This is a genomic window from Mycolicibacter sp. MU0102, assembly GCF_963378105.1.
Lineage (GTDB): Bacteria > Actinomycetota > Actinomycetes > Mycobacteriales > Mycobacteriaceae > Mycobacterium > Mycobacterium holstebronense.
The window spans coordinates 1,620,334-1,631,971 of the sequence record NZ_OY726398.1 but is presented as its reverse complement, the minus strand read 5'-3'; the positions used below and the strand labels follow the sequence as shown (position 1 = coordinate 1,631,971).

Here is an 11,638-nt window from a genome sequence, read left to right as displayed (position 1 = left end):
GCTCTTGTGGTTAACGTTAGCCCGCGTTCTACATAGACAGAAACCTCATTTCAGATGAGGTCACGATAAGGAGAAGCAATGCAGCTCGCCATGGCCGCCGGTTCGACCGACCGCGGCACCGCCTTTAACACCCGCGCCACGGGCCTGCTGGCCGCGGGTGTCGCCCTGGCCGGCGCCGGCGTGATCGCCGTCAACCCGGTCGCCCCGATGATCAGTGCGGCCGCCCACCAGCCCGCGGTCGAGCTCACCGCCACCACCGGCGAGAACCTCGACAACATCATGGACCTGCTCACGGGCCCGAACCCGGTCTTCACCGCCCTCGGTGAGCTGGGCAGCTACTACGGCGAGACCGCCAGCAACAGCTTCCAGGGCGTGCTGGATGGCCTCGAGATCATGTGGTCCGGCGGCGGCCGGGTCATCGGCCTGGAGAACCTGATCCCGCAGGTCACTGAGTTCCTCCAGCAGGGCGACACCCTCAGCGCCTGGAACGCGATCAACAACGACATCCTGTACAACATGAACGGCATCTTCCAGCCGCTCTTCGACCACACCGTGCGTGGCACCGGCGAGTTCGTGCCCGGCGTGTTCGGCATCGGCGCCGACATGACGAACGTTTGGGCGGCCGTGCAGGAAGTCTTCGGCGACTTCAACTTCTGGAAGACCTCCTTCAAGTACCTGTTCGAACCGATCACCGGCTTCCAATTCGCCTTGACGGAAGGCCTGACCGGCGGACCCATCGGCGGAGAAGCCCACGTGGCGCAGGACCCGTTCGATGCACTGCTCAACGGCTACCAGCCGTGGGACTCGGAGACCGGTGAGGACATCGGCGCCCGGTGGTGGGGCCTGCTCACCCCGCAGGGCACCTTCTCCTACTTCCTGGACTTCCTGCCGAGCAAGATCGCCGACGCGTTGACCTCCACCATCCCGGTGCCCGAGGTGGACGTCGACCCCGGCGACGCAGCTGCCGCTGCCAGCCTGCTCGACTTCGGTTGGCTCGACAGCCTGTTCAACTAAGCAGTACCGCACCACCCGTCTCGCGCGAGCGCTGGAGACCCCAGCGCTCGCGCGGCACCAGAGCCGGGTTCGGGTCCCATCGGTCCCGGACCCGGCTCAAAACATTGCCATTGACTAATGGCACCATTGACTGTTGACTCAGTCACATGATCCTTGGCCGATCGCCCAGACGGAGCCATGGGGCCTCCGCCGTCGTCACCGGCGCCGGAAGTGGCATCGGAGCCGCCTTCGCCATCGAACTCGCCCGCCGCGGCAGCGCCGTGGTCTGCAGCGACATCGACGATGACGCTGCCCAGCGCACCGTCGAGGCCATCACAGGCTCGGGCGGCCGCGCCACCGCCGTGCACTGCGACGTCTCCGCGATCGACGAGGTCACCGCGCTGGCCGAGGCCGCGCAGTCCTGGTTCGGCCACGCCCCCACCCTGGTGATCAACAACGCCGGCGTCGGCGCCGGCGGGCAGCCGATCGGCGAGATGGCGCTGGACGACTGGAACTGGACGCTGGGCATCAACCTGTGGGGCCCGATCCACGGCTGCCACGTCTTCACTCCGCTCCTGCGAGATGCGGGCCCCGAGCAACCCCGTCAGCCCCGCGGCATCATCAACGTCGCCTCCGCCGCATCGTTCGGCGCCGCACCGGACATGGCCGCCTACAACGTCAGCAAGGCCGGCGTCCTGTCACTGTCGGAGACCCTGGCGGCCGAGTTGTCCGGTACCGGTATCGGTGTCACCGTGCTGTGCCCGACGTTCGTCAAGACCAACATCGTCGAATCCGGCCGGATCACCGCCCAATCCGGCGAAGCCGCGAACCTGTTGATGCGCTGGACCGGGCTCTCCGCCGAGCGGGTCGCCCGCGACTGCCTGGACACCCATGACCGCGGCGGCCTGTACTGCATGCCTCAGCTGGACGCCAAGATCGGTTGGAACATCAAACGTTTCGCGCCGGAGACATTCACCCGAACCATCGGACTGGCGTTCCGTGCCAGTGCGGCATTGCCAGGTAGGTCCGACTAAAGGAGATCACGATGGCTCTCGACATGGACGTCATGCTCACCAAGATCAAGGATCGGCAGTGGGCGCTGGCCGATTTCGACTGGGACGCACCGGGAGCCGAGCTGATCCGCCCCGACATGGTGCCCCAGCTCAAGAAGTTCATGGCAGACCTGTGCTGGATCGAGAACATCGGCGCCCGTGGCTTCGCGGCCATGGCACGCAAGGCACCTACCGCGACACTTGCCGAGATCTACCGCTATTTCCACGCCGAGGAGCAACGCCACGCCAACGCCGAGCTGGCGCTGATGAAGCGCTGGGGCATGCTCGAAGACGGCGAGATGCCCGAGCCCAACGTCAATATCCGGTTGGCGATGCAATGGCTCGACGACTACTCCGACGACCTCCCGCTGTCCGTACTGGGCACGGTGATCCCGATGCTAGAAGTCGCACTCGACGGAGCGTTGCTCAAATTCCTGCTCGACGAGGTCGACGACCCGGTCTGTCATCAGGTGTTCGAGAAGATCAACAACGACGAATCCCGCCACATCGCCGTCGATTTCGAGGTTCTGGAGATGATCGGCCACGCCGACGCGCGCCGGCTGGCGATCGAGTTCGTCGGTACCGTCGCCTCCCCCTCACTGATCGTCGGTGCGCTGATCTCGGTCCCGCTGCTCAACCGGATCCGCAACGAAGTGATCGGCATGGGGCTCGATCCCCAGCGGCTGTACTCGGCACTCATGCGCTTCACGCAATTCGGCGAGCGCGGCGAACACACCCGGCGGGTGCCCGCCTACCAAGTAATCAAGCGCTATTCAGGCTGGATGGCCAACCCGGACAGCCCGTATCACCTGCTGGCCAACCCGGCGGTGTGGCTGTCCGGCTTCTACCCCAAGCGCCTACTCAAGCCCATCCCGAGCTGGTTCAAAGAGCTCACCCACGAACCGGCGGCCTGACGTGGCAGGTGCACCTATCTACCAGACACTGATCGTGGGCGCCGGTTTCAGCGGAATCGGCGCGGCGATCAAGCTGGCCGAAGCAGGCCTGGCCGGCGACGACGAGATCATCATTCTCGAGCGCAGCGACCGGGTCGGCGGCACCTGGCGCGACACCCGTTATCCCGGTGCGGCGTGCGACATTCCGTCGCTGCTGTATTCGTTCTCCTTCGTCGCCAACCCCGCCTGGTCACGGGCGTACCCTTCGGCCGGCGAGATCTGTGCGCATATCGAGGAGATGGTCGACCGGTTCGACCTGCGCCGCCGCATCCGGTTCGGCACCGAGGTCACCGGGCTGGTGTTCGATGCGGGTGCCGGTGTCTGGACGGTGTCGGCGGGGCGCACGAAGTTTCGGGCCCGCACCGTGGTGTTGGCCTCCGGGCCGCTACCGGACTCCAGCTTCCCGGCCCTGCGCGGCCTGGAGAGCTACACCGGCCACAAGATCCACAGCGCCCGATGGGATCCCGACTACGACTTCACCGGCAAACGGGTCGCGGTCATCGGCACCGGCGCCAGCGCGGTACAGATCATCCCGGAGTTGGTCGAACAGGCTGGCTTCGTCAAGGTCTTTCAACGCACCCCGGGCTGGGTGATACCCCGCCTGGACACGGCCATGCCGACCGCGGTGCAGGAATTGTTCGCCAAAGTCCCTGCTGCCCAACAGCTTGCCCGCCAGGCCCTGTTCTGGGGGCACGAGGCCAGCGCCACCGCACTGGTGTGGAACACCCCCCTCAGCGGACTGGTCGCTCAACTGGGCAAAGCCCACCTGCGCGCGGCGGTCGAGGATCCGTGGTTGCGTCGCCAACTCACCCCGGACTTCACCCCTGGCTGCAAGCGCATGCTGATCTCCAGCGACTACTACCCGGCGCTGCAGCGCGACAACTGCAAGCTGATCTCCTGGCCGATCGCGACACTCAGCCCGTCGGGCATCCGCACCAGCGACGGCGTGGAACATCACCTGGACGCCATCGTGTTCGCGACCGGCTACGACGTGCACCTGACCGGCCCGCCGTTTCCGGTCATCGGACTGGGCGGCCGATCCCTAGCCAGCGACTGGAGCGGCGGCGGTCAGGCCTTCAAGAGCATTCAGGCCCACGGCTACCCGAACCTGTTCTTCATGACCGGTCCCAACTCCGGGCCAGGCCACAATTCACTGCTGGTCTACGTCGAAGGCCAGATCGACTACGTGGTGCGTGCTGTCGGCGCGATCCGCAGGGGAAGCCTGCGCTACCTGGACGTGCGTGACGCGGTGCAACGCCGCCACAACGAGCAGATTCAGCGGCGGCTGGGCAAGACGACCTGGATGTCAGGCTGTCGCAGCTGGTATCTGACCGAGGACGGTTTCAACGCGTCGATGTACCCCGGGTTCGCAACGCAGTATCTTCGGCAGATGCGCAGTTTCCGCCTCGCCGACTACCACGCGGTGGCATGACCGCACCGGATCGCTCCGCCAGGCCCGACTCCATCGCCGGGGTGCTGGCGAATCTGCGGCGGGTCCCCCGCCGGGTGCGGCGCGAGTCCCGCGAGGTGATCGAGGCCGCGGTGACCCAGCTCTTCGAGATCGTGGTGCGCCACCCGGGCGGCAACACGGCATCCCGGGAGTACCGGATCGACGACCTGGCCCGACTGGGCGGCACCACCACCCGCAACGTGCGGGTGTACCGGGACCGCGATCTGCTCCCACCGCCGCGCCGGGTCGGGCGGATCGCGTTGTACAACGACACCCACCTGACCCGGCTGCGACTGATCACCTCGATGCTCGACCGCGGCTACACCATCGCGCACGTCAAAGAGATGATCGGCGCCTGGGAGCAGGGCAAGGACCTCGGCGACATCCTGGGACTGGAAAGCGCAATCGCCGGTAGCTGGACCACCGAACGGCCCGAGACCATGCCACGCGCGGAGGCCGAGCGGCGCATCGGCGACGCGCCGGCGATGCGGAGGCTGGTGGCGCTCGGGGTGATCCGCCTCAATGAGGCCGACGCGCTGGCCACCATTACCCGGCCCAAGCTGATCGATGCCTTCAACGAGGTCCGCGGCTACGGCATCGCCATCGACAAGCTGATCGACCTCTACGAGCAGTCATTGCCGCACATCGACGCGATCAGCCAGATGCTGGTGCGAGCCGGCGCCGAGCACGTCCTGACCCGGATTCAGCCCGGCGCACCCCTGCCGGCCGACACCGAGATCGCCGAGCTGATCGGCATGTTGGTGCGGTTCCGCACCCAGGCCGTCGCATCCGTGACCGCCACCTTGGCCTCGTCGATCGAATCGACCATCGAGTCGATGGTCAGCGGCCTGCTCACCGAATCGCTGCTGCACTGATCCTCTGGCGCATACGGACGCCGCTAGGCCAGCGCGAGAAACAGCTTCTCGAGTTCGTCCTCGGTGAGCGGCGCCTTGCCGCCGGCGGATTCACCTGCCAGGCACTCGCGAAGCCCACTCGCGACGATCTTGAAGCCCGCCCGGTCCAGCGCCCGCGAGACCGCAGCAAGCTGGGTGACCACGTCCTTGCAGTCGCGGCCGCCCTCGATCATCGCGATCACCCCGGCGAGCTGGCCGTGGGCACGGCGCAGCCGGTTCAAAACCGACTTGACGCTGTCTTCGTCATCAAGCACGTGAGGTCCTCTCCCCGATCCGCCTGTTATACCCTATAGGGTATCTTACCGGGCGAGCAGGGCTGCGGGTTCAGCGTTGGGCGATCAAATATGGCGCCAGAGTGGCTAGCTTCTCGCAGGTCTCCTCGAATTCCCGCTCGGGCCGCGACTCGGCGATGACGCCCGCCCCGGCTCGCAACCAGCAGCGCCCGTCCCCCTGGTAGGCCGCCCGCAGTGTCAACGCGGCGTCGAGGCCACCGTCGGCCGAGAACATCACCACCGCACCGGAGTACAGGCCTCGCGGGCACTCGTCGAGCCGCAGGATTGCGTCGATTCCGGCCGATTTGGGGATCCCTGACGCGGTGACCGCGGGGAACAGCGCTTCCAGGGCATCCATCCGGTCCCGCGCGGGATCCAGCCGCCCGCGCACCGTCGACCCCAGGTGCTGCACGCTCCCCCGCTCGCGCACGGTCATGAAGTCGGCGACGACGGTACTGCCGGGCTCGGCGACCTCGGTGATCTCGTCCACCGAGGTGCGGACCGAGATCGCGTGCTCCACGATCTCCTTGGCATCGGATTCGAGCTCGGCTCGAACCACCGCGTCGATCGCGGGATCGCCCGTGCGGGCACGCGTCCCGGCCAGCGGCTCGGTGACCACCACGCCGTCGTCGCGCACCTCGGCGACCAGCTCCGGGCTGTATCCGAGCGCCCGAATCCCGCCCAGCCGCAACAAGAATGACCGAGCCGGAGTGTTGTGCCGCCGGCCCAGTCGGTAGGTCGAAGGGAAATCCAGCGCGAACGGCACGTCGACGCAGCGCGACAGGATCACCTTGCGGTAGTCGCCGGCGCGGATCTCCTCGACCGCGGTCGCCACCCGATCGCGATAGCCGGCGCCGTCACCGTCGACCACCACCGGCGACGGCTCGGCCAGCGCAGGAACCCCGTCGGCCAACAGCCGCTCCAACACCGCGACTGCCCGGTCGCTGTGCCCGAACAGCTCGACCTTTTCGGCAGTGACCACAATGCGGGTCTGCGGCCAGAACACCCGCGCCAGCGCGGTACCCGGCGCTAACCGTTCCTGCAGCCCGAAACGGTAGGCGCCGAATTCGAAAGCCACCCAGCCGAATACCTCAGTGGCCTCAAGCAACAACCGGTCCACCGCCTCGCCGAGCACTGCGGCCGGCCGGCCCCGCCAATGTTCGCGACGAACCACCCCGTCGCGGACCGTGCGCAGCTCGTCGCTGTCCAGCTCGACGGCGGCCCGCACGCCGGCGGCCAGGGTCCAACGTCCGCCACGCTCGTAGAGCAGGTATTCCTGACCGTCATGCTCCGGCAGCTCAGCGGCCAGCGCGGCAGCCAGATCAGCCGGCTCGACGCCCGGCGGCAACAGCACCGACGTCGCAGCTTCGGAGACTGTTTCGACACCGACCTCGGACACGGTTAGTAAATGTAGCCTAACCTACCCAGTGACGTGCGCCTCGCCCCACGAAACCCGTCGGTAGCGTTTTAGAAAGCCTTCAGCAGCGCTGTTCGCGCCTTGACATGTAGCTGCTCGAACTTCGAATTGCGCTGCCGCTCCATCTCCGCGGCCATCCGATTGCCCAGTTCTTCCAACTCGGTCTCCGACAGGTCGACCGGCGCCGGAGGGGGCACCAGGTCGCGCTCCTCCTCGTCGGCGTGGGCCTCCAAGACGGTGAGGAAGGAGTTCCACTCGTCGACATGGCGAGGCGAGCTGGCCGGTGTCCGCAGCGCCACCGCGAGCTGGTCGTAGATCTGCCGATGCTCGGCATGTGCGATCGCGATCAGCTTGCTCGCGGCCGCCAGCGCCGGGTAATAGATGTCGTCCTCGATGCGCATGTGGATGGTGAACTCCCGCAGCAGTTCATCGAGAGTCTGCTGCCGCTCGGCCGACCCAACCGGGGCGCCCTTGAACCGGGAGCCCAAGCCGCGCAGCACGTTGTGGTGGGCCCTCAGCACGTCGTAGGCGTTGCTCACTGGACAATCTCCTTCTCGGTCACGATTGCGGGGCACTCCAGGGTCTGCGGGGCGAGATATTTGACCCGCCCCTCACCAAGCGGTGTCACCGCGCCATCGCGCAGCTCGACCATCCCGTCGCGCACCCGCGCTTGGTAGCAGGGCAGCGGAGCGGCGGAGGGTCCGCGCAGCACCGCACCGGTTTCCACGTCGAACTGCGAGCCGTGCCACGGGCACACGATCCGGCCACGGTCGACCCAGCCGTCTTCCATCGGCGCGGCCAGGTGCGGGCACAAGCCGGCGAATGCCGAGACGCTGTCGCCGGTGCGGCAGAGCACCACCGCCACGTCGTCGACGTCGATGCGCTTGGGTTTCTTGCCGGCCGGAAGTTCCGCCTCCGGGAGCACCGGTGTCCAGTCGTCGATGCGCAGCCGGTCACCGGACTGGTCGACGCCGATTCCTGAGCCGAATACCAGCGCGCCGCCCAGGAACCCGCTGGCAGAGGTGATGCCGTAGCCGACCGCACTGGTCACGATGCCCCGCAGCTGCCGCCCACGGCGCCGGTCCCGCCAGGACTGGATGTACAGACCCGTGGCGACGAGGTTCAGCACGCCGTGCACCAGCCCGATACGCCGGTCCTTGTCGTGGGTGTGCTGCCAGTCGGTCACCCCGGTGGCCGCGGAGGCCAAGTTGGCCGCAATCCCCAGCCCCAGGGCGCGCTGGGCGAATCGCGACGCGTCAAGCACCTCGGCCGCAGACTTGCTCGGCAGCAGACTCAGCGCATCCAGGGCGACGGTGGTCCCGATGGCGCCGGTGGTCAGCGATGCCAACGGCGGATGCACCGGGTGCCCCAACCACACGCCGTTCAAGAAGTTGGTCACCCGATCCCGGGCCCCACCCAAGGCGTTGAACCCGAAGCTCAACACGTTCTCCAGCCGGTAGCTGGGCCGGTCCATCCACTCTTGTCGGCCAACAATCTCCAGCACTCGCCCCCCGGTGCCGTGCGCCCGGTCCGCGGCGCCTCGCGCCCGTTGAACTGCCATCGCGTCGGTCCTCCATCTGCCCCAGCCATACCTTGTTTGATACTCGTTTGCGGAGCTACTACCCGGAGCGTATCCGCATCTACGTTTTCGTACAAGTAACGGATTACGATATTGCTGGTTGCCTCCGACAGCTGCTGCGAACTGCGCCGAATCTACATCTCGCGCCTACATGAAAGCTGTTGTTTTCCATTGCATATGCTGCCGCGCTGCGTGCCGCCCCGGCGCCTGAATGACAGTCCTTGCAACGTCAAGGCAAGATTGCTGTGAGTATGTTGGCAGCGGTTTTTCCCGGAACATAGCGGACACTTGGCGGCCTCCAATAAACCGCATTTGCGGTTTCACTATTAGCCCTTCGCGCGCCCGCCGGAACGGTGACGGTGGCCCCTACGACTCGATTGCAGTGATGCATTACGAGCGTTCACAATTCGGTATCAGTCCTCACACAACCGTTGGCAACGCCGACATCCGCGCGGACTATGGAGTCATGCTAAGTATTCGCAAACTCGTGGGATCGATGTTCGTAGCGACAGCCGCCGCGATCGCGCTCGCCCCGACAGGCGTGATGCTGATGACCGGCTCGGCGGACACACCAGGCACGACCGCGGTCGCCCAACCGCACGGTTCCGGCGGCCCGGACGGCAACGGCGGCGGAGGCGGCTGTGGCCATGACGCCGGTTGGCAGGGCTGCGGCGGTTTTGTCCCCGGCCAGGGTGGTTTCGGCCACGGCTGCTTCAACGGCATCTGCGGCAGCTGGGACGGCGGCCGCGGCTGGTTCAGCGGCTAACCAGCCAGCAGCGAACGCACCACCGCGTCGGCCAGTAGCCGACCGCGATCGGTCAACACCAGCCGCTCACCGTCGATGTGCAGCAGTCCGTCACCGATCGCGGTCGCGGCGCGCTCGCGCTCCTCGGCATCCAGATCCGTCAGCGCCAGCCCGTCGCGCATCCGCAGCCGCAGCATCACGTCCTCGGTGTGCCGGTCGGCGTCGGAGAGCTCTTCGAAGCCGGCCACCGGCAGGACGTTGCGCTCCAGCAGTTGCGCGTAGGTGTTGGGGTGCTTGACGTTCCACCAGCGCAGCGCGCCGTCGTAGCTGTGCGCGCCCGGGCCCGCACCCCACCATCGGCCGCCGTTCCAGTAGCCCAGGTTGTGCCGGCAGGCTGCCCCGGGCCGGCTCCAGTTGGACACCTCGTACCAGTCCATCCCCGCCGCGCGCAGTCGGCCGTCGACCAGCTCGTAGCGATGCGCCGCCACATCGCCCTCGGGAGCGGGCAGCTCCCCACGGCGCACCCGGCGGGCCAGCGCGGTGCCGTCCTCCACGATCAGGCTGTAGGCCGAGACGTGATCCACACCCGCCTCGAGCGCGGCGTCCACCGAACGCAGCAGATCGTCATCGGTCTCGCCGGGGGTGCCGTAGATCAGATCGATGTTGAGGTGCTCGAAGCCGGCGGCACGCGCCTCGCGGGCCGCCGCCACCGGCCGGCCCGGCGAATGGATGCGGTCCAGGGTGGCCAGCACGCGCGGTGACACCGACTGCATGCCCAGCGATACCCGGGTGTAGCCGGCGGCCAGGATCGTCTCGAAGAACTCCGGCGACGTCGACTCGGGGTTCGCCTCGGTGGTGACCTCGGCGCCGTCGGCCAGCCCGAAGTGCTTACGCACTTGGTCGAGCACGCGCGCCAGCCGCGGGCCGCCCAGCAGCGACGGCGTGCCGCCTCCGACGAACACCGTGTCAGCCGGCCGGCGCCCCAGCCGAGCGGCGGCCAGTTCCAGCTCCTTGTCCAGCGCCGCTACCCAGGCGTCGGGGTTGGCGCCGCCGAGCTCCGCCGGGGTGTAGGTGTTGAAGTCGCAGTAGCCGCACCGGGTGAAACAGAACGGCACGTGCACATACACCCCGAACGGGCCTTCGTGGCCGCGCTGGGCCGGCGCTATGTCGGGCAGCGCTACGGCAGTCGGGGTCGAGGTCATGGGGCCCGATCATCCCACGGCGTCGCGGGCGGCGCTGTTCGTCGACGCCTCAGTCGGACGGCGCGCCGGCCCCCGGGGTGTCCTCGTAGAGCGTCGTCACATAGTGGGTCAGCGAGCCGACCGGCGCCGCCGCGGCGCCATCGCTGCGCGCTACGCATCCCGACCATGCCCCGGGACCCCGGTTGGCCATGATGCGCTTGGCGACGGCGATCTGCTGCTGCTTGGTGGCCTGCGAGGGCAGTCCCACCCCGCCGTTGGTGTCCCAGTCCACGCCGCTGATCTGGAGCCCGCCGTAGCCGCCGTCGCCGGTATCGGCGGACCAGTTCCCGCCGGACTCGCACAGGGCGATGGCTTCCCAGTCGATCGGGTCGGCGCTGGCCGCGCCGGATAATTCGGCGACTCCGGCCAGCAGCACGCCCGCCGTCAGCGCTGTGAACTTCCTCATACCAACTCCACCTTGCTGGCCAGCCAGCGGCCGTCGACCTTTTCCATGGTCATCCGGATCCGGCTGTGGTCGAGCACGGGTTCGGGGTTGTCGGCGTTGCGCACCGCCTGGTCGACCAGCAGCACCACCACGGCGTGGCTGCGGTCAGCGGATTTCAGCACCGCCTCGGCAACGTGCCCGCGCGCCGTTGCCCTGGTTTCGATCAGTTGCTGACGCAACCGCACGCTGGAGCGGGTGTGCATGGTCCGGAACTGCCCGGTCGATCCGTCGGTGATGTCGGCGAAATTGCGATCAACGTTGTCGGCGTCGATATTGCTCAGCCGCAACACATATGCCTCGGCAGCCTCCAGGGCCTGCTCACCCGCGAGGTGGGTTTGGTAATGCTGGACCGCCAGCCATCCGCCGCAACCGACGGTGGCCGCCAGCGTCGCCACGGCCAGCCAGCGGCGCAGCTGAGCACGGCCGCTCGTGCGCGGTGGCGGGTCGGCCACCGGCAGTGGTTCCCACGCCGGTTCCCATCCGAAGTCGACACTCACCTGTCCCACCCGCCTTCCGATCGGCTGTTCGTCTGCGGTGGTCCGGCGCCGGGGCGCATCACCCCCGAGCCGTACCGATC

At 67.5% G+C, this 11,638-nt stretch carries 13 protein-coding genes; 6 read left to right on the top strand and 7 right to left on the bottom strand.

Annotated features, from left to right (window positions below):
* Positions 1-78: 78 nt before the first annotated feature.
* From RCP37_RS07645 to RCP37_RS07625, 5 genes are all read left to right on the top strand, one after another.
* Positions 79-1,014 carry a hypothetical protein gene (locus RCP37_RS07645; RefSeq protein ID WP_308486310.1) on the top strand — a complete coding sequence of 312 codons (936 nt, stop codon included), beginning with the start codon at positions 79-81 and terminating at the stop codon, positions 1,012-1,014.
* Between the two features lie 146 nt (positions 1,015-1,160).
* Positions 1,161-2,027, top strand: a complete 867-nt coding sequence (locus tag RCP37_RS07640; RefSeq protein WP_308486309.1) for an SDR family NAD(P)-dependent oxidoreductase — start codon at positions 1,161-1,163, stop codon at positions 2,025-2,027.
* 11 nt (positions 2,028-2,038) lie between these two features.
* Positions 2,039-2,959 (top strand): ferritin-like domain-containing protein, encoded by a 921-nt coding sequence (locus RCP37_RS07635; RefSeq protein ID WP_308486308.1) that lies wholly within the window; start codon positions 2,039-2,041, stop codon positions 2,957-2,959.
* Between the two features lies 1 nt (position 2,960).
* Complete coding sequence (locus RCP37_RS07630) at positions 2,961-4,430, top strand: flavin-containing monooxygenase (RefSeq protein ID WP_308486307.1); 1,470 nt, start codon at positions 2,961-2,963, stop codon at positions 4,428-4,430.
* Positions 4,427-5,323: a MerR family transcriptional regulator gene (locus tag RCP37_RS07625; RefSeq protein ID WP_308486306.1), complete on the top strand. Its 897-nt coding sequence runs from the start codon at positions 4,427-4,429 to the stop codon at positions 5,321-5,323. The genes RCP37_RS07630 and RCP37_RS07625 overlap by 4 nt, the downstream gene beginning before the upstream one ends.
* A 23-nt stretch (positions 5,324-5,346) precedes the next feature.
* Here the strand turns inward: RCP37_RS07625 and RCP37_RS07620 are convergent, their stop codons facing one another.
* The 4 genes from RCP37_RS07620 to RCP37_RS07605 all read right to left on the bottom strand — a co-directional run bounded on the left by RCP37_RS07620 (position 5,347) and on the right by RCP37_RS07605 (position 8,612).
* Positions 5,347-5,616 (bottom strand): metal-sensitive transcriptional regulator, encoded by a 270-nt coding sequence (locus tag RCP37_RS07620; protein ID WP_046283727.1) that lies wholly within the window; start codon positions 5,614-5,616, stop codon positions 5,347-5,349.
* 70 nt (positions 5,617-5,686) lie between these two features.
* Positions 5,687-7,033 (bottom strand): salicylate synthase, encoded by a 1,347-nt coding sequence (locus tag RCP37_RS07615; protein ID WP_308486305.1) that lies wholly within the window; start codon positions 7,031-7,033, stop codon positions 5,687-5,689.
* Between the two features lie 68 nt (positions 7,034-7,101).
* Entirely contained in the window at positions 7,102-7,590 is a 489-nt protein-coding gene (locus tag RCP37_RS07610) for a hemerythrin domain-containing protein (RefSeq protein WP_308486304.1), read from the bottom strand.
* Positions 7,587-8,612, bottom strand: coding sequence for a Rieske (2Fe-2S) protein (locus tag RCP37_RS07605; protein ID WP_308486303.1), 1,026 nt, complete (start codon positions 8,610-8,612; stop codon positions 7,587-7,589). The genes RCP37_RS07610 and RCP37_RS07605 overlap by 4 nt, the downstream gene beginning before the upstream one ends.
* A gap of 514 nt (positions 8,613-9,126) precedes the next feature.
* Here RCP37_RS07605 and RCP37_RS07600 point away from each other — a divergent pair.
* Positions 9,127-9,396: a hypothetical protein gene (locus RCP37_RS07600; RefSeq protein ID WP_373693121.1), complete on the top strand. Its 270-nt coding sequence runs from the start codon at positions 9,127-9,129 to the stop codon at positions 9,394-9,396.
* On the opposite strand, the gene hemW is transcribed toward RCP37_RS07600, so the two are convergent.
* The 3 genes from hemW to RCP37_RS07585 are packed head-to-tail and all read right to left on the bottom strand — an operon-like array spanning position 9,393 to position 11,558.
* Positions 9,393-10,577 carry a radical SAM family heme chaperone HemW gene (hemW, locus tag RCP37_RS07595; RefSeq protein ID WP_308486301.1) on the bottom strand — a complete coding sequence of 395 codons (1,185 nt, stop codon included), beginning with the start codon at positions 10,575-10,577 and terminating at the stop codon, positions 9,393-9,395. The genes RCP37_RS07600 and hemW overlap by 4 nt on opposite strands.
* Positions 10,578-10,626: 49 nt before the next feature.
* Positions 10,627-11,022 (bottom strand): transglycosylase family protein, encoded by a 396-nt coding sequence (locus RCP37_RS07590; protein WP_308486300.1) that lies wholly within the window; start codon positions 11,020-11,022, stop codon positions 10,627-10,629.
* The gene (locus RCP37_RS07585; RefSeq protein ID WP_308486299.1) at positions 11,019-11,558 is read right to left on the bottom strand and encodes an Rv1363c family protein; all 540 of its coding nucleotides are present in this window, start codon (positions 11,556-11,558) and stop codon (positions 11,019-11,021) included. The genes RCP37_RS07590 and RCP37_RS07585 overlap by 4 nt, the downstream gene beginning before the upstream one ends.
* Positions 11,559-11,638: the final 80 nt, after the last annotated feature.

Excerpts from the sequence above, each read along its gene's own strand:
- RCP37_RS07645 (WP_308486310.1), top strand. The coding sequence starts at position 79 with ATGCAGCTCGCCATGGCCGCCGGTTCGACCGACCGCGGCACCGCCTTT.
- RCP37_RS07635 (WP_308486308.1), top strand. The coding sequence starts at position 2,039 with ATGGCTCTCGACATGGACGTCATGCTCACCAAGATCAAGGATCGGCAG.
- RCP37_RS07600 (WP_373693121.1), top strand. The coding sequence starts at position 9,127 with ATGTTCGTAGCGACAGCCGCCGCGATCGCGCTCGCCCCGACAGGCGTG.
- RCP37_RS07640 (WP_308486309.1), top strand. The coding sequence starts at position 1,161 with ATGATCCTTGGCCGATCGCCCAGACGGAGCCATGGGGCCTCCGCCGTC.
- hemW (WP_308486301.1), bottom strand. The coding sequence starts at position 10,577 with ATGACCTCGACCCCGACTGCCGTAGCGCTGCCCGACATAGCGCCGGCC.
- RCP37_RS07590 (WP_308486300.1), bottom strand. The coding sequence starts at position 11,022 with ATGAGGAAGTTCACAGCGCTGACGGCGGGCGTGCTGCTGGCCGGAGTC.
- RCP37_RS07625 (WP_308486306.1), top strand. The coding sequence starts at position 4,427 with ATGACCGCACCGGATCGCTCCGCCAGGCCCGACTCCATCGCCGGGGTG.
- RCP37_RS07605 (WP_308486303.1), bottom strand. The coding sequence starts at position 8,612 with ATGGCAGTTCAACGGGCGCGAGGCGCCGCGGACCGGGCGCACGGCACC.